This window comes from Streptomyces albidicamelliae, assembly GCF_025642175.1.
Classification (GTDB): Bacteria; Actinomycetota; Actinomycetes; order Streptomycetales; family Streptomycetaceae; genus Streptomyces; species Streptomyces albidocamelliae.
The window spans coordinates 4,320,641-4,341,530 of sequence record NZ_CP106795.1 but is presented as its reverse complement, the minus strand read 5'-3'; the positions used below and the strand labels follow the sequence as shown (position 1 = coordinate 4,341,530).

The 20,890-nt window shown below is 71.7% G+C and carries 14 protein-coding genes, 1 tRNA gene and 2 pseudogenes; 8 read left to right on the top strand and 9 right to left on the bottom strand.

Features of this window, described 5'->3' with window-relative positions; all coding sequences use genetic code 11:
- Positions 1 to 6 precede the first annotated feature (6 nt).
- Together N8I86_RS20015 and N8I86_RS20010 are read right to left on the bottom strand one after the other, a co-directional pair.
- Positions 7 to 594 carry a TetR/AcrR family transcriptional regulator gene (locus tag N8I86_RS20015; protein WP_263278357.1) on the bottom strand — a complete coding sequence of 196 codons (588 nt, stop codon included), beginning with the start codon at positions 592 to 594 and terminating at the stop codon, positions 7 to 9.
- A complete protein-coding gene (locus N8I86_RS20010) occupies positions 591 to 2,105 on the bottom strand; it encodes a 3-hydroxyacyl-CoA dehydrogenase (protein WP_073887423.1) in 1,515 nt (504 codons plus the stop codon). Before N8I86_RS20010 ends, N8I86_RS20015 begins: the two co-directional genes overlap by 4 nt.
- 161 nt (positions 2,106 to 2,266) lie before the next feature.
- On the opposite strand from N8I86_RS20010, the gene paaN reads away from it, so the two are divergent.
- Entirely contained in the window at positions 2,267 to 3,958 is a 1,692-nt protein-coding gene (gene paaN / locus N8I86_RS20005; RefSeq protein WP_263278356.1) for a phenylacetic acid degradation protein PaaN, read from the top strand.
- A gap of 39 nt (positions 3,959 to 3,997) precedes the next feature.
- Here the strand turns inward: paaN and N8I86_RS20000 are convergent, their stop codons facing one another.
- Genes N8I86_RS20000 through N8I86_RS19990 form a run of 3 tightly spaced genes read right to left on the bottom strand, consistent with a single transcriptional unit; the run spans position 3,998 to position 6,568 of the window.
- The gene (locus N8I86_RS20000; protein WP_073890259.1) at positions 3,998 to 4,753 is read right to left on the bottom strand and encodes a TrmH family RNA methyltransferase; all 756 of its coding nucleotides are present in this window, start codon (positions 4,751 to 4,753) and stop codon (positions 3,998 to 4,000) included.
- A 10-nt stretch (positions 4,754 to 4,763) separates the two neighbouring features.
- Positions 4,764 to 5,972 (bottom strand): HTTM domain-containing protein, encoded by a 1,209-nt coding sequence (locus tag N8I86_RS19995; protein ID WP_073887420.1) that lies wholly within the window; start codon positions 5,970 to 5,972, stop codon positions 4,764 to 4,766.
- Entirely contained in the window at positions 5,969 to 6,568 is a 600-nt protein-coding gene (locus N8I86_RS19990) for a DUF5819 family protein (protein ID WP_263278355.1), read from the bottom strand. The genes N8I86_RS19995 and N8I86_RS19990 overlap by 4 nt, the downstream gene beginning before the upstream one ends.
- A 704-nt stretch (positions 6,569 to 7,272) precedes the next feature.
- Between N8I86_RS19990 and N8I86_RS19985 the strand changes: the two genes are divergently transcribed.
- Positions 7,273 to 8,415: an acyl-CoA dehydrogenase family protein gene (locus tag N8I86_RS19985; RefSeq protein WP_263278354.1), complete on the top strand. Its 1,143-nt coding sequence runs from the start codon at positions 7,273 to 7,275 to the stop codon at positions 8,413 to 8,415.
- Between the two features lie 114 nt (positions 8,416 to 8,529).
- Here N8I86_RS19985 and N8I86_RS19980 read toward each other — a convergent pair whose 3' ends face one another.
- The 4 genes from N8I86_RS19980 to N8I86_RS19965 all read right to left on the bottom strand — a co-directional run bounded on the left by N8I86_RS19980 (position 8,530) and on the right by N8I86_RS19965 (position 11,956).
- Complete coding sequence (locus tag N8I86_RS19980; protein WP_073887415.1) at positions 8,530 to 8,859, bottom strand: rhodanese-like domain-containing protein; 330 nt, start codon at positions 8,857 to 8,859, stop codon at positions 8,530 to 8,532.
- A gap of 48 nt (positions 8,860 to 8,907) precedes the next feature.
- Positions 8,908 to 9,720 carry a hypothetical protein gene (locus N8I86_RS19975; RefSeq protein ID WP_073890257.1) on the bottom strand — a complete coding sequence of 271 codons (813 nt, stop codon included), beginning with the start codon at positions 9,718 to 9,720 and terminating at the stop codon, positions 8,908 to 8,910.
- Positions 9,721 to 10,102: 382 nt separating this feature from the next.
- Positions 10,103 to 11,539, bottom strand: coding sequence for a DUF2252 domain-containing protein (locus N8I86_RS19970; RefSeq protein ID WP_263278353.1), 1,437 nt, complete (start codon positions 11,537 to 11,539; stop codon positions 10,103 to 10,105).
- A 333-nt stretch (positions 11,540 to 11,872) separates the two neighbouring features.
- A tRNA-Leu gene (locus N8I86_RS19965) sits at positions 11,873 to 11,956 on the bottom strand.
- 429 nt (positions 11,957 to 12,385) lie between these two features.
- Between N8I86_RS19965 and N8I86_RS19960 the strand changes: the two are divergent.
- The 6 genes and pseudogenes from N8I86_RS19960 (at position 12,386) to pknB (ending at position 20,843) form a co-directional block, all read left to right on the top strand.
- Positions 12,386 to 13,248 (top strand): annotated as a pseudogene (locus N8I86_RS19960) (FhaA domain-containing protein).
- Positions 13,249 to 13,258: 10 nt separating this feature from the next.
- Positions 13,259 to 13,785 (top strand): annotated as a pseudogene (locus N8I86_RS19955) (FHA domain-containing protein FhaB/FipA).
- A 132-nt stretch (positions 13,786 to 13,917) separates the two neighbouring features.
- Positions 13,918 to 15,465, top strand: a complete 1,548-nt coding sequence (locus N8I86_RS19950) for a Stp1/IreP family PP2C-type Ser/Thr phosphatase (RefSeq protein WP_185091568.1) — start codon at positions 13,918 to 13,920, stop codon at positions 15,463 to 15,465.
- A 24-nt stretch (positions 15,466 to 15,489) separates the two neighbouring features.
- The gene (locus N8I86_RS19945) at positions 15,490 to 16,962 is read left to right on the top strand and encodes an FtsW/RodA/SpoVE family cell cycle protein (protein ID WP_073887411.1); all 1,473 of its coding nucleotides are present in this window, start codon (positions 15,490 to 15,492) and stop codon (positions 16,960 to 16,962) included.
- Positions 16,963 to 17,196: 234 nt separating this feature from the next.
- A complete protein-coding gene (locus N8I86_RS19940) occupies positions 17,197 to 18,675 on the top strand; it encodes a peptidoglycan D,D-transpeptidase FtsI family protein (protein WP_073887409.1) in 1,479 nt (492 codons plus the stop codon).
- Positions 18,676 to 18,845: 170 nt separating this feature from the next.
- Positions 18,846 to 20,843, top strand: a complete 1,998-nt coding sequence (gene pknB, locus N8I86_RS19935; RefSeq protein WP_123437321.1) for a Stk1 family PASTA domain-containing Ser/Thr kinase — start codon at positions 18,846 to 18,848, stop codon at positions 20,841 to 20,843.
- The last annotated feature ends 47 nt before the right edge of the window (positions 20,844 to 20,890 follow it).

The following is a 20,890-nucleotide window of genomic DNA, read 5'->3' as shown; positions in this document are numbered from 1 at the left end:
GGACGGTCAGGCCTGGCGGAGACCGGCGAAGACCAGCCTGGCCACCGCGTCGGCCACTTCGGGGCCACTGGCGCCGCGTGACTCCGGCCGGTACCACTCCACGATGGAGTTGATCATTCCGAAGACCAGCCGGGTGGCCAGCCGGACCTCCACGTCCCCGCGCACGTCGCCGTCTGCCGCGGCGGCCTTCAGCAGCCCGGCGACCCGGTGGTCGAAGTCGCGGCGCCGCTCCAGCGCCCACCGTTCGGTGGCGGTGTTGCCGCGGACCCGCAGCAGCAGGGTCACGTACGGCAGCTCGGCTATGAGCACCTCGACCATGCGCCGCACGACGTGCTCCAGCCGGTCCACGGCCCGGCCCGCGCACGCGCCCTCCTCGTCCAGGATGGCGAACAGGCCGTCCAGGGCGCGGCTGACGGCCCGCCGCAGCAGCTCCTCCTTGCCGCTGACGTGGTGGTAGATCGACGACTTGGAGATGCCGGCCGCCTTGGACAGGTGCTCCATGGAGGTGCCGTCGTAACCGCGGTCGTTGAAGACCTGCACGGCCACGGAGAGCAGCGTCTCCGGGGTGTACGTGTCGCGCTTGGCGGTGGTCATGCGGTGCCCTCCCGCTGATCGGTGGCGAACGAGTGCCGGTAGAGCGCGAGGGAGGGGGCGTACCGGCCGGAGGGGTCGCGCTCGTGCAGTTCCTCCAGCAGGTCGTAGGCCCAGCCGCGGGGGAGCCTGCGGCACCACTCGAAGGGACCGAGCGGATAGTTGACCCCGAGGCGCATCGCGGTGTCGATGTCCTCCTCGGTGGCCACGCCCTTGGCCACGGCGTCGTGCGCGAGGTCGATGATCCGGGCGACCGTGCGCGCGACGATCATGCCGGGGACGTCGCCGATGACGCTGACGTCCTTACCGAGCGCCTGGAAGAGACCGACGGCCTCGGCGAGGGTCCGCGGCGCGGTGTCCTTCGACGCCGACAGGGCGACGCGGGTGGCCTTCCGGTAGTCGAGGGCCAGGTCGAAGTAGACGACGTCGCTGAACTCCACCGAGGTCTGGCCGTCGGCGAGGGCCAGCTGGCCGCCGCCGGGCAGCACCAGGCGCGTGCCCTCGTTCTCGTCCTCGACGCGGACCTCGATGCCCGCCTCGCGGATCAGGGCGAGGAGCTCGGCGGCGGGGCCCAGGTCGCCCTCGACGACGACATGGGCGGGCGGCCGCTCCCGGTCGGCGGTGTGCGGCTCGGGGCGCTCGGCGTCGTCGGCGTGGTCGTACCAGCCGTGCCCCGTCTTGCGGCCGAGCCGCCCGGACTCGACCAGCCGGCGCTGGGCGAGGGAGGGCGTGAACCGCACGTCCTGGAAGAAGGACTGCCACACCGAGTGGGTGACGGACTCGTTGACGTCCTGGCCGATCAGGTCGGTCAGTTCGAAGGCGCCCATCCTGAAGCCGCCCGACTCCCGCAGCACCGCGTCGACGGTGGCCGGTTCGGCGGCCTGCGCCTCGTACACGGCGAACGCCTCGGCGTAGAAGGGCCGGGCGATGCGGTTCACGATGAAGCCGGGGGTGTCCGCGCAGGCCACGGGCGTCTTGCCCCAGGCGCGGGCGGTTTCGTACGCGCGCGTGGCCGACGTGAAGTCGGTCGCGAACCCGGAGACCACCTCGACCAGCGGCAGCAGCGGGGCCGGGTTGAAGAAGTGCAGGCCCACGAAGCGGCCGGGGTGGCGCAGGGCCCCGCCGATGGCCGTCACCGACAGCGAGGAGGTGTTGGTGGCGAGCAGGCAGTCCTCGGAGACGATCTCCTCCAGCTCGCCGAAGAGCCGCTGCTTGACGTCGAGCCGCTCCGCGACGGCCTCGACGACCAGCCCGCAGTCGGCGAGATCGGCCAGGCTGTCGGCCGGCGTGAGCCGGCCCCGGGCCGCGTCCCGGTCGGCGGCGCCCAGCCGGCCCTTGGTCACCAGCCGGTCCAGGCGGCCGCCGATCACCGCGGCCGCCTCCTGGGCGCGTCCGGGTACGGCGTCGTACAACCGCACCGGGTGGCCGGCGACCAGCGCGACCTGGGCGATGCCCTGGCCCATGGTGCCGGTGCCGACGACGGCCACGGGGCTGCTGAGGTCGAGTCCTGTCATGTGCGCGATCCTCCCGCACGGGGTTTTCCACAGATGCGGCAGGCCCCCTTGTCCCGACCGATCGTTCGGTTACTCTAGCTCTGTCCGTCTGTTCCTGCCTCTGTTTCCGCCCAGGTCATGAACTCGGCCGACGAGTTCTTGAGACGAGGAGTTGGTCCCGCATGGCCGCCGAACTGACCACGCACGACCTGATCGCCAGGCACCGGCCCACGCTCGACCAGGCCCTGGAAGCGATCCGCACGCGTGCGTACTGGTCCCCGCACCCCGAGCACCCCAAGGCCTACGGCGAGCACGGCAGCCTGGACGCGGCGGCGGGCAAGGCCGCCTTCGACGCCCTGCTGGGCACCCGCCTCGACCTCGGCCAGCCCGGCACCGACGGCTGGGTCGACGGCGAGGTCTCGCCGTACGGCATCGAGCTGGGTGTGAGCTACCCGCACGCGGACATCGACGTGCTGCTGCCGGCGATGAAGGCGGGCCAGCGGGCCTGGCGCGACGCGGGCGCCGAGACCCGTGCCGTGGTCTGCCTGGAGATCCTCAAGCGGATCAGCGACCGGACGCACGAGTTCGCCCACGCGGTCATGCACACCAGCGGCCAGGCCTTCATGATGGCGCTCCAGGCCGGCGGCCCGCACGCGCAGGACCGCGGCCTGGAGGCGGTGGCCTACGCGTACGTGGAGCAGGTCCGCACGCCCGACACGGCGGAGTGGACCAAGCCACAGGGCAAGCGGGACCCCCTCGCCCTCACCAAGCAGTTCACGCCGGTCCCCCGCGGCATCGGCCTGGTCATCGGCTGCAACACCTTCCCGACGTGGAACGGCTACCCGGGCCTGTTCGCCTCCCTGGCCACCGGCAACGCGGTCCTGGTCAAGCCGCACCCGCGCGCCGTGCTGCCGCTCGCGCTGACCGTGCGGATCGCCAGGGACGTGCTCGCCGAGGCGGGCTACGACCCCAACCTGGTCGCGCTGGCCGCCGAGCGCCCCGGCGAGGGCGTCGCCAAGACCCTCGCGACCCACCCGGAGATCCGCATCATCGACTACACCGGGTCGACGTCCTTCGGCGACTGGCTCGAGGCCAACGCCCGTCAGGCGCAGGTGTACACCGAGAAGGCCGGCGTCAACACGGTGATCGTGGAGTCGACCGACGACTACAAGGGCATGCTGTCCAACCTGGCGTTCTCGCTGTCCCTGTACAGCGGCCAGATGTGCACCACCCCGCAGAACCTGCTCATCCCCCGCGAGGGCATCCGCACCGACGAGGGCCCCAAGACCTTCGACGAGGTCACCGCCGACCTCGCCCGCGCGGTCGACGGCCTCCTCGGCGACGACGCGCGGGCGAACGCCCTGCTCGGCGCCATCGTCAACCCGGACGTGAAGGCCCGTCTGGAGGCCGCGGCCGGACTCGGCGAAGTCGCCCTCGCCTCCCGTGAGATCAGCAACCCGGAGTTCCCGGGCGCGGTCGTGCGCACGCCGGTCATGGTCAAGCTGGACGGTGCCAAGCCGGACGACGAGGCCGCCTACATGAGCGAGTGCTTCGGCCCCGTCTCCTTCGCCGTCGCGGTCGACTCCGTGGCCGCCGCGCTGGAGCTGCTGCGCCGCACGGTCCGCGAGAAGGGCGCGATGACGGTCGGCGCCTACACCTCCGACGCCGAGGTGGAGCGGGCCGTCGAGGAGGTCTGCCTGGAGGAGGCCGCCCAGCTGTCGCTCAACCTGACCGGCGGGGTGTACGTGAACCAGACGGCCGCCTTCTCCGACTTCCACGGCTCCGGCGGCAACCCGGCGGCGAACGCCGCCCTGACCGACGGCGCGTTCGTCGCCAACCGGTTCCGTGTGGTGGAGGTGCGCCGGCAGGCGTGACCCCGGCCGGCGGGCAACCGCCGCGGCAGCGCCCCCGCCTCACCGGGCGGGAGGCGCCGCCTGACCCGCGCTCCAGTGGTAGAGCGTCATCGCCACGCTGGTGGCCAGGTTGTAGCTGGAGACCTGGGGACGCATCGGCAGCGCCAGCAGGTGGTCGGCACGCGCGCGCAGCCCGGCCGACAGCCCGGTGCGCTCCGAGCCGAAGGCGAGGACGGCGTCGTCGGGCAGCTTCGTGCCCCGGATGTCCTCGCCCTCCGGGTCGAGGGCGAACAGCGGGCCGGCGGGCAGCTCGTCGACGCCGAGGCGCTCCACGGCCGTCGCGAAGTGCAGTCCGGCGCCGCCGCGCACCACCGTCGGGTGCCAGGGGTCGAGCGTCCCCGTGGTGACCACCCCGGCCGCCCCGAAGCCCGCGGCCAGCCGGATCACCGCCCCGGCGTTGCCCAGGTTCCGCGGGTTGTCGAGGACCACGACCGGAGCGGTGCGCGGGGTGCCGCCCAGCGCCCGCAGATTGGCCTCGCGGGAGGGCCGTACGGCGAGCGCGGCCACCCCCGTCGGGTGGGGCCGCGGGACGAGCGAGGCGTACACCGCCCCCGGCACCTCCGTCAGCAGGGCGTCCAGGGCGTCCCGTACGTCACCGGCCAGCTCCTCGGCGAGGGCGAGCGCGGCCCGCCGGTCGGTGGTGACCGCCACCGGCACCTCGGCCCCGAACCGCAGCGCGTGCTTGAGGGCGTGGAAGCCGTCGAGCAGGACGGCGGCACCGGCGAGCTCGCGCCAGCGGGTCAGCGGGTCGGTCATGCGGTGCACCCTACGCGGCCCCCACCCGGCCCGGAGTGCTGTCCTGCGCCGAGCGCGGAGCGGGCACCGCGGGGCCGCCGCGCCGGGCGAACCGTCCCCGCGCGCGAGCCGCCGCACCGCCCACCCGCCGCAGGAAGGACGTCGGCAGGAACACCGCGTCCGCGGCGATCATCGCCAGCGAGAAGAACGGCAGGCCGAGGACGACCGCGATCACCGCGTGCTCGGTCATCATCAGCACCAGCAGGACGTTCTTGACCCGCCGGTTGAACAGGGTGAACGGGAAGGCGACCTGCACCATGACCGTCCCGTACGTCACGAGCATCATGATCGTGCCGCTGGCGGTCAGCAGGTCCCCGAGTCCGGGCCAGGGCGAGAAGTACTGCAGGTGCAGCGGGTAGTAGACGGCGGTGCCGTCCTGCCAGCGCGAGCCCTGGATCTTGTACCAGCCGGCCGTCGCGTAGATCAGGCAGGCCTCCGCCATGATCACGAACAGGGCGCCGTTGTGCAGGACGTTGGCGACCACGTCCAGCAGGACCCGCGGCTCGGACGCGGCCGCCCGGCGCTCGAGCAGACCCCACAGGCCGAGGACCGCCCACACCGTCCACAGCAGCGCGGGGATCAGCCAGCCGTTGTCGAAGCGGCCGGTCAGCGTCACCGTGGCGAGGCCGAGACCGAGGACCGCCCACAGCACCGGGCCCACCCGGTCGGCGGGGACCCGCTCCCCGCGCGCGCGTGCCGCCTCGTTGCGCGCCGCCCGCCGCGCGTCGAGGGACCACACCTGCCCGCAGCGCGTGAACAGCAGGTAGAAGGACATCAGGTGCAGGACGTTGTCGCCGCCGTCGCCCATGAAGACACTGCGGTTCTGCAGCGACAGCACGCCCACCATGAAGAGCACGGACGCGGTGCGGGTGCGCCAGCCGGCCAGCAGCGCCGCGCTGGCCAGGATCGCCAGCACGTAGAAGCCCTCGAACCAGGGCCGCCCGTCCGACCACAGCAGCGCGCTGAAGGCGTGGTTGTCGGCGGTCAGCTGCTTGGCGAGCTGCCAGCCCCAGGGGCCCGAGGGGCCGTACAGCTCCCGGCGGTGCGGGAACTCGCGGAGCAGGAAGAGCAGCCAGGTCGCGGCGAAGCCGATACGGATCACGGCGCTCTGGTACGGGCCGAGGGCCGCACCGGTGACGCGGGCGATGCCGCGCGAGAGGGTCAGCGAGAGCGGGTTCACCGGACGCCTCCAGCGGCCTCTTCGGCTGTCACGGACCACCAGGGGAGCTGACGGTACACGGGCTTGTCGGACACCCGCTCACGGCTCCACTCGGGTGGCTGCACGTTGGTGGTGGCCGAGCGGACCTGCACGCGCTGGATGACGCCCCCCTCGGCGGCCGGAGTGTCCCGGTACAGCCGCATCACGACGATCCGGCGCAGATACTGCTCGGACAGGGCGCCGCGCAGGGCCACGGGCCGGTTGTCACCGGTGTGCGTGGCGACGAAGAAGTCCCAGGCCCGGCGCAGCTCGTTCTGCTGGGTGTGGCTGGGCACCGGATTGCCCTTGATGGCGGCGCCGTCCTGGGCGGACAGGTCGGTCCAGCCGGTGGTGCGCACCCCACCGTCTTTGGTCCGCAGCTCGGCGCGCACCTGGACGCCGACGTTCTGCTGGAGCGGGTTCGGGGCGAAAAGCTTCCAGTTCTGCTCGAACTCGGGGTACACCCAGTCCTCGACCGCCTTGCCGTGCTGCTTCGTCACGGTGTTCGCCGGGGCGAGGCTGAGGAACACCATCAGCAGGTGCACGCAGGCGGCGACGGCGACCACGGCGAGCGCCACCGCGGCGCCCACCTGGTAGCGGGGGGAGAGGGCGGCGACGCCGACACGGGGGCGGCGAGCGCCCGGCCGCCGTCGGACGCCTCACCGCAAACACCGGCCCCGTCCGGCTCTGCCGGCGCGCCGGGTTCGGGCAGCGCGTGCGCCCCGCTCGGCCCGGCCCCTCCGGGGTGTACGGCCGCTCGCCCGGACGGGACTGCTCGGACGCCCCGGGCTGCCGGGGCAGCAGGGGCGGCTCGGGCAGCCGGGGCTTCTCGGGCGGCCGGGAATGCTCGGGGGGCCCGGGCTGCTCAGGGGGCTTCGAGGGCTCGAAGGCACCCGTGCCCCGCCGGGCCCCCGAGTCCTCGTCGTTCGCGTCCATTGCGCCCCGTCCCCCGTTTCGGCTCATTCGTTCCGCTGGTCGCCGCGGCTGAACGCGTCAGCCCGGTGCGCGGCGACCGCCACAGGCGCCGCGCGGATTCACGGGCGCCACACCGGCACCCGCACGGAACGGTACTCAGCCGGAGCCACCGGGCGCAGCCCCGGGTGCGGGCCCGTGACCGTGGTCCTCACCACGCGCGGGCCCGGCACCGGTGCGGCAGGGGGCGAACCGGACACCGACCGCCACGCACCGTTCCCTTCTTCTAGAACCTGTTCTATCTTGACGGCCCGTCAGGCGAGCTGCCGGACCAACCGTCATGGAACCCCATCCGCCGGGAGGACAGGCCGTGGACTTCACCTTCACCGAGGAGCAGCTGGCGGCGGCCGAGGCGGCGCGCGGAGTGTTCGCCGGCGTCGCACCGGACGCGGTGCCCAGCCCGGCGCTGACCACCGGCGCCGTGGCCGAGGGCCTGGACCGGGAGCTGTGGTCCCGGCTCGCCGCCGCCGACCTGCTGAGCCTGCTCCTCGACGAGGCGCACGGCGGGGCCGGCCTCGACGCGATCGCGCTGTGCCTGGTGCTCCGCGAGTCCGCCGGGGTGCTCGCGCGGGTTCCGCTGCTTGAGCACAGCGCCGCCGCCGCGGCCGTGCAGACCCACGGCGGTATGGAGCTCGCCGGGCGCCTGCTGGGGCGGGCGGGCCGCGGCGAACTGGTACTGACCGTGGCGGCGAACGGACGTACCGGCCACGATCCGGCCGAGTCCGCCGTCACCGCCCGGCGGGAGGGCCCGGCGTGGGTGCTGGACGGGGTCCAGACGGCGGTGCCGTGGGCGTACGACGCGGATCTCGTCGTCGTGCCGGCACACGTGGAGGGCACGGCCGCCGACCGGACGGTGCTCGCGCTCGTACCGCGTGACCGGAACGGCGTGGAACTGGCCGAGCAGGTGTCGACCAGCGGGGAGCGGCTGGCGGAGCTGCGGCTGGCGTCCGCGCGGATCGACGCCGTGGACGTCATCGAGGCCGACGGGGCCTGGGAGTGGCTGCACGCGCTGCTCACCACTGGCACCTGTGCGCTCGCGCTGGGACTCGGCGAGCGGGTGCTGCGGATGACCAGCGAGTACACCGGCAGGCGCGAGCAGTTCGGGTATCCGATCGCGACCTTCCAGGCGGTGGCCGTGCAGACCGCCGACCGCTACATCGACCTGCGCGCCATGGAGGCCACCCTGTGGCAGGCCGCGTGGCGGATCTCCTCGGGGGCACCGGGGGCGCTGCCCCTGGCCGGGGACGTCGCGGTGGCGAAGATCTGGGCGGCGGAGGGGGTGCGCCGGGTCGTGCAGACGGCGCAGCATCTGCACGGCGGCTTCGGCGCCGACACCGACTACTCGCTGCACCGGTACCACGCCTGGGCCAAGCACCTGGAGCTGGCGCTCGGCCCGGCGGCGGCGTACGAGGAGCGGCTCGGGGACCTGCTGGCGGTCCATCCGCTGGGCTGACCGCACCCGCGAGCGCCGGCCGCCTCCCGGCCCTGACCGCGGGGAACCGGCCCGAGCGCGGGAAGCCGTCCCGCGGGGAGCCGTCCCGGGAGCGGGGAACCGCCCCGACGAGAGCTACAGAACGAAGCCCGGCTTGCCGTCGTCCGTGATCACCGGGCGGCCCGCGGCCTGCCAGACCTGCATGCCGCCGTCGACGTTCACGGCGTCGATGCCCTGCTGGGCCAGGTACATGGTGACCTGGGCCGAGCGGCCGCCGGAGCGGCAGATGACGTGGACGCGGCCGTCCTGCGGGGCGGCCTCGGTCAGCTCGCCGTAGCGGGCGACGAAGTCGCTGATGGGGATGTGCAGTGCTCCCGCGGCGTGGCCCGCCTGCCACTCGTCGTCCTCGCGGACGTCCAGCAGGAAGTCGCCGTCCTTGAGGTCCGAGACCTCGACCGTGGGCACACCAGCTCCGAAATTCATGTCCCCGACGCTACCCGAAGCGGACCGGGCTCAGTCCTGCTCCCGCAGGCCGGCCAGCTCCGTCTCCCGCTCGGCGATGTCGGCACGCAGCCGTGCGCCGATCTCGTCGAGCAGACCGTCGGGGTCGTCCGGCGCGAGGCGGAGCATCCCGGCGATGGCGCCGTCCTCCAGCTCGCGGGCGACGAGCGTGAGCAGCTCCTTGCGCTGGGAGAGCCATTCGAGGCGGGCGTACAGCTCCTCGGCGGGGCTCGGCAGGCGCTCGGGCGGCACCGGGCCCGCCGCCCACTCCTCGGCGAGCTCCTTCAGAAGCGTCTCGTCGCCGCGGGCGTAGGCGGCGTTCACACGGGTGATGAACTCCTCACGCCGCTGCCGCTCCTCTTCCTCCTGCGCCAGGTCGGGGTGGGCCTTGCGGGCCAGCTCGCGGTAGAGCTTGCGGGCCTCCTCGCCGGGCCGGACCCGCTGCGGGGGCCGCACCGCCTGGTCGGTGAGCATGGCGGCGGCCTCCGGGAACAGCCCGCCGCCGTCCATCCAGCCGTGCATCAGTTCTTCGACGCCGGGGATCGGCAGCACCCGGCCGCGGGCCTCCTCGGCCAGGCGGATGTCCTCGGGATCACCGGTGCGTGCGGCCTTCGCCTCGGCGATCTCGGCGTCCAGTTCCTCGATGCGGAGGTAGAGCGGGCCGAGGCGCTGCTCGTGCAGCCGGGAGAAGTTCTCCACCTCGACGCGGAAGGTCTCCACCGCGATCTCGTACTCGATCAAGGCCTGCTCGGCGGCCCGGACGGCCCGCTCGAGCCGTTCCTCGGGACGTGGTGCCTGGGGCTCATCGGCTTCCGGGGTCGTCACCCGCCCAGCGTAGCGCTGCGCCCGGCCGGGGCCGGGATCCACGGTTCCGGTCGCGCCGGGGGCCGGCACCCGGCGCACCGTCCCACGACCGCGGACCGTGAACCGCGGACCCGGCCCCTGCCGCAGTGCGCCTACGGACCTGCCGCACAGGTACTCGCGCCCACCGGCGAACCCCATCCCCCGGCTCCAGGGACCTCGGCGGACGGCATCCCACGGCTCCAGGGACCTCAGCGAACCGCATCCCACGGCACCCGGGACCTCAGCGAACCGCATCCCACGGCACCCCGGACCTCAGCGGACGGCATCCCACGGCTCCGGGCACCCGGGCCGAACCGCATCCCGGCCCTCGACCCCGGTGCCGCCGACCCCGGCGGAGCCCCCGTCACACCCCAAGCTCGGCCTCGATCCGGCCCGCCCGGACGCCCTCGACCAGCTGGCCGTGGTCCGCCTCGGTGCGGTCGGCGTAGGCGACCGCGAAGTCGGCCACCGCCTCGTCCAGTTCCTCGTTCTTGCCGCAGTACCCGGCGATCAGCCGCGGGTCGGCGCTGTGGGAGTGGGCGCGGGCCAGGAGCGCTCCGGTCATGCGGCCGTAGTCGTCGAACTGGTCGGCGGCCAGCGCGGCGGGGTCGACACTGCCCTTGCGGTTGCGGAACTGGCGCACCTGGTAGGGGCGCCCCTCGACGGTGGTCCAGCCCAGGAGGATGTCGCTGACCACCTGCATCCGCTTCTGCCCGAGGACGACTCGCCGGCCCTCGTGACCGGCCCGCGGTGCGTCGAAGCCGGCGGTGAGCAGATGCGGCACGAGCGCGGAGGGCCGCGCCTCCTTCACCTGGAGGACCAGCGGCTGCTCACGGTGGTCGAGGAGCAGCACGACGTAGGAACGGGTGCCGACGCTGCCGGTGCCGACGACCCGGAAAGCCACGTCGTGCACCGCGTGCCGGGCGAGCAGCGGGTGCCGGTCCTCGCCGAGGGTGTCCACGTACGACTCCAGGGACGCGGCGACCGCGGCGGCGTCCGCGTCCGGTATCCGGCTCAGCACCGGCGGTGCGTCCACGAAGCGGCGGCCGCCGTCCTCCGCCGTCTCGGTCGACTTGGCCGCGAACCGGCCGCTGGTGTTGGCCCGGGCCTGCTCCGAGACGCGCTGGAGGGTGCCGAGCAGGTCGTGGGCGTCGGTGTGGGAGACCAGCTCCTCGTCGGCGATCGCGTTCCAGGCGTCCAGGACGGGCAGCTTGGCCAGCAGCCGCATGGTGCGGCGGTAGGCACCCGCCGCGTCTTGGGCGGCCGCCCGGCAGGTGTCCTCGTCGGCGCCGGCCTCCCGCCCGGCGAGCACGAGCGAGGCCGCCAGCCGCTTGAGGTCCCACTCCCAGGGGCCGTGCACCGTCTCGTCGAAGTCGTTGAGGTCGATGACCAGGTCACCGCGGGCGTCGCCGTACAGCCCGAAGTTGGCCGCGTGCGCGTCGCCGCAGATCTGCGTGCCGATCCTGGTCGTCGGGGTGCGGGCCAGGTCGTACGCCATGAGACCGGCGGAGCCGCGCAGGAAGGCGAAGGGGGTGGCCGCCATCCGGCCCACCCGTATCGGCGTCAGCTCGGGGATGCGGCCGGCGTTGGACTGCGCGACCGCGCTCACCGCGTCGGGACGGCCGGCGTCCAGTTCGAGGAGCCGATGCGCGGCGCGCGGCACGCTCTGCCTGAGCGCCTTGCCCTCGTGCTTGGGGGTGCCCTGCGGGGGCCAGGCGGCGAAACCGCGCATCCGGGGCAGCCGGGGCGGGGCCGCCGGTTCCGTCCCGTCCGCTTCCACTCCCACAACGGCTCCGGTCATCGCGACCGCCTCCCCCGACACGTGCTTCTCCGCAGATCAGCTCAGCCATCAGCTCAGCCATCAGCCAGGACATCAACTCGTGCAGACCGTACCGCCGGTGGCCGAAACGCGTCAGACCCTGTGGACAACTCGGCGGCTGTGGACCGCCGATGGCGCCGAGCGCCGGCATCCGTACGGCGCCTGCGGCGCCGAGCGCGAGCCGTGAGATAGCTCACCGGCGGCGACGGGCCCGGTCCGGGTGAGCGGCTGTGCGATCCCTCACAACCGTGGACACAACGCGAAACGGGCCCCTGCCGTGACTTCCGTCACCGGCAGAGACCCGTTTCGTCTCTGTGCGCGAGGGGGGAGTTGAACCCCCACGCCCTTGCGGGCACTGGAACCTGAATCCAGCGCGTCTGCCTATTCCGCCACCCGCGCATTGGGTGTGTCTTCCGGCTCCGTTCCTTTCGGCCCGGCCCCTTCCGACACCCAGAACATTAGCACGTCGTACGGGGTGGGTTCACCTCCCTTACGGCCCGCCCGGGGCCCCCGACGGGCCCGCCCGCGACCGCGTATCAGGGAGAGCCTGTTCACGTATCAACCTCGTACCGGTCCCGGCCATCTGTACAGGAGGCGGGCCGGGCGCACAGCCGGGTGCGGGACACTGGTCTTCGACCCCCTCTACGATCCATGCCGGAAGCAGGTCCCGGCAGGAGTCCCGGAGCGAGTTCCGGGGAGGAGTTCGAAGGGGAGCCGCTGGGGGAACCGGCTGATTGCCGGGCGCGTAGATACGATCAGTGAGCAGTACCCGGCAAAGCAGCGTCAGACAGCAGGGCAAGGCAACGGCAGGGACGGAGGAGGTGCCCCATGGGAGTCCTGAAGAAGTTCGAGCAGCGTCTCGAAGGTCTGGTGAACGGCACCTTCGCCAAGGTTTTCAAGTCCGAGGTCCAGCCCGTGGAGATCGCCGGCGCGCTCCAGCGGGAGTGCGACAACAACGCGACCATCTGGAACCGTGACCGCACGGTCGTACCCAACGACTTCATCGTGGAGCTGAGCGCGCCGGACTTCGAGCGCCTCAGCCCCTACTCCGGACAGCTCGGCGACGAGCTGGCCGGCATGGTGCGCGACTACGCCAAGCAGCAGCGCTACACCTTCATGGGCCCGATCAAGGTCAACCTGGAGAAGGCCGAGGACCTCGACACCGGGCTGTACCGGGTGCGCTCGCGCACCCTGGCCTCGTCCAGCAGCCAGCAGGCACCGCAGGGCCCGGCGGGCCCGTCCGCCGGCCGTCCCGGGCAGAACGCCCCCGGCGGCTACGGCTACCCGCCGGCCGCCCCGGCGGGCGCGCCCCGATGCCGTCCGCGCCGCCACCCGGCGCACGGCCCGGCGGCTACGGCTACCCGCAGCCCGCCACCCAGCGCCCCGCCGCCGCCCCGATGAGCGGCGGGCGCACCCGCTACTGGATCGAGATCAACGGCACCCGCCACCAGATCTCCCGCGCGACGCTGGTGCTGGGCCGCAGCACCGAGGCCGACGTGCGGATCGACGACCCCGGCGTCTCCCGCAAGCACTGCGAGATCCGGACCGGAACGCCCTCGACGATCCAGGATCTCGGCTCCACCAACGGCATCGTGGTGGACGGGCAGCACACCACCCGCGCTACGCTCCGCGACGGCTCGCGGATCGTCGTGGGCAGCACAACCATCATTTACCGGCAAGCCGAAGGGTGAAGCGGGGGCAATGTCAGAGCTGACCCTCACGGTCATGCGGCTGGGTTTCCTGGCCGTACTGTGGCTGTTCGTGATCGTGGCCGTGCAGGTCATCCGGAGCGACCTGTTCGGTACGCGTGTCACCCAGCGCGGATCGCGTAGGGAGGCCGGGCGCCAGCAGCAGCCGGGCCGGCAGCAGGCGCCGCGGCAGCAGGCCGCGCCCCGCAGCAGCGCGGCCAGCAGGGCGGCCGCCAGCGGCGCAACGCCCCTTCCAAGCTCGTGGTGACCGAAGGCACACTGACCGGCACGACGGTCGCGCTCCAGGGCCAGACGGTCACGCTGGGCCGGGCGCACGACTCCACGATCGTGCTGGACGACGACTACGCCTCCAGCCGCCATGCCAGGATCTACCCCGACCGCGACGGCCAGTGGATCGTCGAGGATCTCGGCTCCACCAACGGCACGTACCTGGACCGGTCCCGGCTGACGACTCCTACGCCGATCCCGCTGGGCGCGCCGATCCGCATCGGCAAGACCGTCATCGAGCTGCGGAAGTAGTACGACAATGAGCGAGCGGAGCGAGCACGCAGCGGCAGGCCGCCACCCGGTCTCCGGCGCGCTCCCGACCGGAGGGTGGGCAGTGTGGCTCGACACGACCGGCTGTACCCGGAGCCGACGGGCGAGGTGCGCATGAGTCTGTCACTGCGCTTTGCCGCCGGATCGCACAAGGGCATGATCCGCGAGGGCAACGAGGACTCCGGTTACGCCGGTCCCCGTCTGCTCGCGATCGCCGACGGCATGGGCGGCCAGGCGGCCGGCGAGGTCGCCTCCTCCGAGGTGATCTCCACCCTGGTCACGCTCGACGACGACGTGCCCGGCTCCGACATCCTCACCTCGCTCGGCTCCGCCGTGCAGCGCGCCAACGACCAGCTCCGCTCGATGGTCGACGAGGACCCGCAGCTCGAGGGCATGGGCACCACGCTCACCGCCCTGCTGTGGACCGGGCAGCGGCTCGGGCTCGTGCACGTCGGCGACTCGCGCGCCTACCTGCTCCGGGACGGCGTGCTCACGCAGATCACCCAGGACCACACCTGGGTGCAGCGGCTCGTCGACGAGGGCCGGATCACCGAGGAAGAGGCCACCACCCACCCGCAGCGCTCCCTGCTGATGCGCGCCCTCGGCAGCGGCGACCACGTCGAGCCCGACCTCTCCATCCGCGAGGTCCGGGCCGGCGACCGTTATCTCATTTGCTCCGACGGACTGTCCGGCGTCGTCTCCCACCAGACCATGGAGGAGACGCTCGCCAGCTACCAGGGCCCGCAGGAGACCGTGCAGGAGCTGATCCAGCTCGCGCTGCGCGGCGGCGGCCCCGACAACATCACCGTCATCGTCGCCGACGTCCTCGACCTGGACACCGGTGACACCCTCGCCGGCCAGCTGTCGGACCAGCCGGTGGTGGTCGGCGCCGTCGCCGAGAACCAGCACCACCTGCACGACAACGGCATCATGCAGACCCCGGCCGGCCGCGCCTCCCACCTGGGCCGCCAGGGCCACGGCGGCGGCGAGTTCGGCCCGCCCGGCTCCGGCGACACCACCGGCTACGTCCCGGCCGCCGGCAGCTTCGGCGACTACACCGACGACGACTTCGCCAAGCCGCGCAAGCGGCGGTGGGTGAAGAGATCCCTCTACGGCGCCCTCGCCCTCGCCGTCATCGGCGGCGGTCTGTACGGCGGCTACCGCTGGACGCAGACCCAGTACTACGTCGGCGCCCAGGGCGAGCACGTGGCGCTGTACCGCGGGATCAGCCAGGACCTGGCGTGGGTCTCGCTGTCGAAGGTGGAGAAGGACCACCCCGAGATCGAACTCAAGTACCTGCCGCCCTACCAGCAGAAGCAGGTCAAGAGCACGATCGCGGCGGGCGGCCTCCAGCAGGCCGAGACGAAGATCGAGGCGCTGAACGTGCAGGCCTCCGCGTGCCGCAAGCAGGCGGAGCGCACGGCCGCCGAGAGCGAGAAGAACGCCAAGACGGGCCAGGGCGAGGCGGGAGGAACCACGGGAACCACCCGTACCTCCTTCACGTCCAAGGCATCACCGACGCCGAACCCGTCGAAGTCGGGAACGGCGACGCCGAACGCGCCCTCCAAGTCCCCGAAACCGTCCACGAGCGCCACTCCCCACCCCGGCCCGAGCCTCTCCGAGGATGAGCAGAAGGTCGTCGATCAGTGCGGCAAGCAGTAGAGCCGTGAGAGGCACCGTCACACGATGAGCAGTACGAACAACGCAGCGACGCACCACACGTCCACGATCGGCGCGATCGGCGCACCGAGCCGCCGCAACACCGAGCTGGCCCTGCTGATCTTCGCCGTGGTCATCCCGGTGTTCGCCTACGCCAACGTCGGCCTGGCCATCAGCGACGAGGTGCCCGCCGGCCTGCTGAGCTACGGCCTCGGTCTCGGCCTGCTGGCCGGGGTCGCCCACCTCGGTGTGCGGAAGTTCGCCCCGTACGCCGATCCCCTGCTGCTGCCGCTGGCCACCCTGCTGAACGGGCTGGGTCTGGTGTGCATCTGGCGGCTGGACCAGTCGAAACTGCTCCAGTCACTGCCGAACTTCGTCACGGCCGCGCCCCGCCAGCTGCTGTACACGGCACTGGGCATCGCCCTGTTCGTCGCGGTGCTGGTCTTCCTGAAGGACCACCGCGTCCTGCAGCGCTACACCTACATCTCGATGTTCGGCGCCCTCGTGCTGCTCATCCTGCCGCTGGTGCCGGGCCTCGGCGCCAACATCTACGGCGCCAAGATCTGGATCCGGGTGCCCGGCCTCGGCTCGCTCCAGCCCGGTGAGTTCGCCAAGATCGTCCTCGCGATCTTCTTCGCCGGCTACCTGATGGTGAAGCGGGACGCGCTGGCCCTCGCCAGCCGCCGCTTCATGGGCCTGTACCTGCCCCGCGGGCGCGACCTCGGACCGATCCTGGTCGTCTGGGCGATCTCGATCCTCATCCTGGTGTTCGAGACCGACCTCGGTACGTCGCTGCTGTTCTTCGGGATGTTCATCATCATGCTGTACGTCGCCACCGAGCGGACCAGCTGGATCGTCTTCGGTCTGCTGATGTCCGCGGCGGGCGCCGTCGGCGTGGCGAGCTTCGAGCCGCACATCCAGACCCGAGTGCAGGCCTGGCTCGACCCCATGGGCGAGTTCGCCGCCAGCCGGGCCGGCGTCCAGGACGGGCGGCTCCACTCGGAGCAGGCCATGCAGGCCCTGTGGGCCTTCGGCTCCGGCGGCACCCTCGGCACCGGCTGGGGCCAGGGCCACTCGGACCTGATCCGGTTCGCCGCCAACTCGGACTTCATCCTCGCCACCTTCGGCGAGGAGCTGGGACTCGCCGGCATCATGGCGATCCTGCTGGTCTACGGCCTGATCGTGGAGCGCGGCGTGCGCACCGCCCTCGCCGCCCGCGACCCGTTCGGCAAGCTGCTCGCCGTCGGTCTGTCCGGCGCCTTCGCCCTCCAGGTGTTCGTGGTGGCCGGCGGTGTGATGGGTCTCATCCCGCTGACCGGTATGACCATGCCGTTCATGGCCTACGGCGGTTCCTCCGTGCTGGCGAACTGGGCGCTGATCGGCATCCTGATCCGGATCAGCGACACGGCCCGCCGCCCGGCGCCCACACCCGCGGGCAACCCGGACGCGGAGATGACGCAGGTGGTCCGCCCCGGCGCGAGCGGCCCAGCTGATCAGTGATCCGCCTCACGGACGGCTTTCGGACCCGGCCCCCGCCGGTACCGGAGGCCGTCCGGCGGTTTCCGGAACCCGTCGTGCCGCCGGCGCGTCTAAGGATCAGCCGCTGCGACGGGCCCGCCCGGGGAACACAGCCGCTGCCCCTAGACTGTGGGCGGCCAAGGATGAGCGCCAGCACCATCGGCACCGAGAGATTGAAGCAACAGGCGCCCCTGTTAGCTTGTGGAAAGGCCGGACGTGAACAAGCCCCTGCGCCGAATCGCGATCTTCTGCGGACTACTCGTCCTGGCGCTGCTGATCCGTGACAACTGGCTTCAGTACGTCCAGGCCGACAAGCTGCGGACCGACCCCGACAACCGCCGGGTGACCATCGAGCGGTACGCCAACCCGCGGGGCGACATCATCGTCGACGGCGACCCCATAACCGGCTCGGTCGAGAGCAAGCACGGCGACTTCAAGTACAAGCGCACCTACAAGAACGGGCCCATGTGGGCCCCGGTCACCGGTTACTCCTCGCAGGCGTTCGACAGCAGCTTCCTGGAGAAGATCGAGGACGGCATCCTCACCGGCAACGACGACCGGCTGTTCTTCCGCAAGACCCTGGACATGATCACCGGCAAGGAGCAGCAGGGCGGGAACGTCGTCACCACGCTCAACGCCCGCGCGCAGAAGGCCGCGTACGACGGGCTGAAGGCCCGGGGCGGCAAGGGCGCCGTCGTCGCCCTGGAGCCGTCCACCGGCAAGATCCTGGCCCTGGCCTCGTACCCGTCGTACGACCCCTCCTCGTTCGCGGGCAACTCCACCGACGTCGACGCCAAGAACTGGACCAAGCTCCAGAAGAAGAACAACCCCGCCGACCCGATGCTGAACCGGGCGCTGCGCGAGACCTATCCGCCGGGCTCCACGTTCAAGGTGGTCACCGCGGCGGCCGCGCTGGAGAACGGCAAGTACACCTCGGCCGACGAGAAGACCGATTCGCCGCTGCCGTGGGTCATGCCGGGCACCTCCACGCAGCTGAAGAACGAGGGCAACATCCCCTGCAAGAACGCGACGATGCGGGTCGCCCTCCAGTACTCCTGCAACACGGTCTTCGGCAAGATCGGCGCCGATCTGGGCAACGACAAGATGCTGGCCGAGGCGAAGAAGTTCGGGTTCGACTCCGAGCAGTTCACCCCGAGCCGCTCCAACGCGTCGGTCTTCTCCGACGACATGAACCCCTCGCAGACCGCGCTGTCCTCCATCGGCCAGTTCAACACCGCCGCCACCCCGCTGCAGATGGCCATGGTCGCCTCCGCGGTCGCCAACGACGGCAAGCTCATGAAGCCGTACATGGTCGACGAGCTGCAGTCCTCCAACGTCGACCCGGTCGCCAAGACCGAGCCGGAGGAGATGAGCCGGCCGCTGTCGCCGAAGAACGCGCAGATCCTGCAGTCGATGATGGAGACGGTCGTCAAGGAGGGCACCGGCAAGAACGCGCAGATCTCCGGCGTCACCGTCGGTGGCAAGACCGGTACCGCTCAGCACGGTGTGGCGAACAGCGCAAACCCCTACGCATGGTTCATCTCGTATGCCAGGCTCGGTGACGGCAGCTCGCCGGTCGCCGTGGCCACGGTGATCGAGGACGAGAACGCCAACCGCGACGACATCTCCGGCGGCGGCCTGGCCGCGCCGATCGCGAGGAGCGTCATGGAGGCGGTCATCAAGTCCAAGCAGTGAGACCCCTCACATCCCCTTCACATCGATGCACGTTGCGGTACCGGTCCTGTATCGGGTTACGGGCTTGGCCAGGTCACACAAAGCGAGCCGGGTACGGTAGGCCCGGACGGCAGCCTCGGGCGCTCACGGACGTGACGGCCGAGACCGACGGAGAGGGCTGGTAGGTAGCTATGGAAGAGCCGCGTCGCCTCGGCGGCCGGTACGAGCTGGGTCACGTGCTCGGCCGTGGTGGCATGGCGGAGGTCTACCTCGCGCATGACACCCGCCTCGGCCGCACCGTGGCGGTGAAGACGCTGCGCGCGGACCTCGCGCGTGATCCGTCCTTCCAGGCCCGGTTCCGCCGGGAGGCCCAGTCGGCCGCCTCGCTCAACCATCCCGCCATCGTCGCGGTCTACGACACGGGCGAGGACTACATCGACGGGGTCTCCATCCCGTACATCGTGATGGAGTACGTCGACGGTTCCACGCTGCGTGAGCTGCTGCACTCCGGCCGCAAGCTGCTGCCCGAGCGCGCGATGGAGATGACCATCGGCATCCTCCAGGGCCTGGAGTACGCGCACCGCAACGGCATCGTCCACCGCGACATCAAGCCCGCCAACGTCATGCTGACCCGCAACGGTCAGGTCAAGGTCATGGACTTCGGCATCGCCCGCGCCATGGGCGACTCCGGCATGACCATGACACAAACGGCGGCGGTCATCGGCACCGCGCAGTACCTCTCGCCGGAGCAGGCGAAGGGCGAGCAGGTCGACGCCCGCTCGGACCTGTATTCGGCCGGTTGCCTCCTCTACGAGCTGCTGACGGTGCGCCCGCCGTTCGTGGGCGACTCCCCGGTGGCCGTGGCGTACCAGCACGTCCGCGAGGAGCCGCAGGCCCCCTCGGTCTTCGACCCCGAGATCACGCCGGAGATGGACGCCATCGTCCTGAAGGCGCTGGTCAAGGACCCGAACTACCGCTACCAGTCGGCCGACGAGATGCGCGCCGACATCGAGGCATGCCTGGACGGCCAGCCCGTCGCGGCCACCGCCGCGCTGGGCGCGGTGGGCTACGGCGGCTACCCCGACGACCAGGCGACGACCGCGCTGCGTCAGGAGGCGGGCGCCGGGGCGACCACCATGCTCCCGCCCATGAACCCCGACGACGGCGGCTACGGCTACGACGACCGCCCGGACCGCCGGCGCCAGCAGAAGAAGTCCAACACCTCCACGATCCTCCTGGTGGTCGCGGGTCTCCTCGTGCTGGTCGGCGCGATTCTGATCGGCAAGTGGGCGTTCAGCGGCGGCAACACGGACGACACCTTCAAGGCGCCGAACTTCGTCGGTCACACCTACTCCGACGCCAAGAAGATGGCGGTCAACTCCGACCTGAAGCTGGCTCCGCCCACCCGGAAGGCCTGCGAGGACCAGCCGCGGAACAGCGTCTGCGACCAGGACCCCGAGGCGGGCACGGACGTCAAGAAGGGCGACACGATCACCCTGACGGTGTCCACGGGCGCCCCCAAGGTCGCCGTGCCGGACGTCCGCGGCATCCAGTTCGACCAGGCCGAGTCGCAGCTGGAGGAGAAGGGCTTCAAGGTCGAGAAGAAGACCGAGGTGTCCACCCAGACTCCGGGCGTCGTCACCAAGCAGGACCCGCAGGGCGGTGTCTCGAAGCAGAAGGGCACCACCATCACCCTCACCGTCGCCAAGGCGGAGGAGAAGGTGTCGGTGGAGGACGTCACCGGGCTGTCCTGTGACGAGGCGACCGCCAAGCTGAAGGCCCAGGGCCTGGTGCCCCAGGCCTGCACGGACACGCCGACCGACAACCCCGACGACGACGGCAAGGTCCTGTCGACCGACCCGAAGGCGGGCGCCGCGGTCTCCAAGAACACGCCGGTCACGATCAACGTCGGCAAGGTCCAGCAGCCGACGCAGACGGACGTGCCGAACGTCCAGGGCCAGACGCTGAAGAAGGCCCGGGAGATCCTCCAGGCCAAGGGCTTCACGCAGATCCAGGTCAACGGCGCCAGCGACGACAACGCCCGGGTCATCCAGCAGAACCCGCCGCAGGGCACCCAGGGTGATCCGAGCACCACGCAGATCGTCCTGACCACCGTGGACTTCGGCGGCGGCGGAAACAACGGCAACAACGACAACGGCGGCCAGCTGTTCGGCGGCGTCACCGGCTGACGTCCCCCGCGCACACGAGTGGGCCCCCACCGGGAAGCACCGGCGGG

Bases quoted from the DNA above. Each gene is read 5' to 3' on its own strand.
- N8I86_RS20015 (WP_263278357.1), bottom strand. From the start codon at position 594: ATGACCACCGCCAAGCGCGACACGTACACCCCGGAGACGCTGCTCTCC.
- N8I86_RS20010 (WP_073887423.1), bottom strand. From the start codon at position 2,105: ATGACAGGACTCGACCTCAGCAGCCCCGTGGCCGTCGTCGGCACCGGC.
- paaN (WP_263278356.1), top strand. From the start codon at position 2,267: ATGGCCGCCGAACTGACCACGCACGACCTGATCGCCAGGCACCGGCCC.
- N8I86_RS20000 (WP_073890259.1), bottom strand. From the start codon at position 4,753: ATGACCGACCCGCTGACCCGCTGGCGCGAGCTCGCCGGTGCCGCCGTC.
- N8I86_RS19970 (WP_263278353.1), bottom strand. From the start codon at position 11,539: ATGACCGGAGCCGTTGTGGGAGTGGAAGCGGACGGGACGGAACCGGCG.
- N8I86_RS19950 (WP_185091568.1), top strand. From the start codon at position 13,918: ATGAGTCTGTCACTGCGCTTTGCCGCCGGATCGCACAAGGGCATGATC.
- N8I86_RS19945 (WP_073887411.1), top strand. From the start codon at position 15,490: ATGAGCAGTACGAACAACGCAGCGACGCACCACACGTCCACGATCGGC.
- pknB (WP_123437321.1), top strand. From the start codon at position 18,846: ATGGAAGAGCCGCGTCGCCTCGGCGGCCGGTACGAGCTGGGTCACGTG.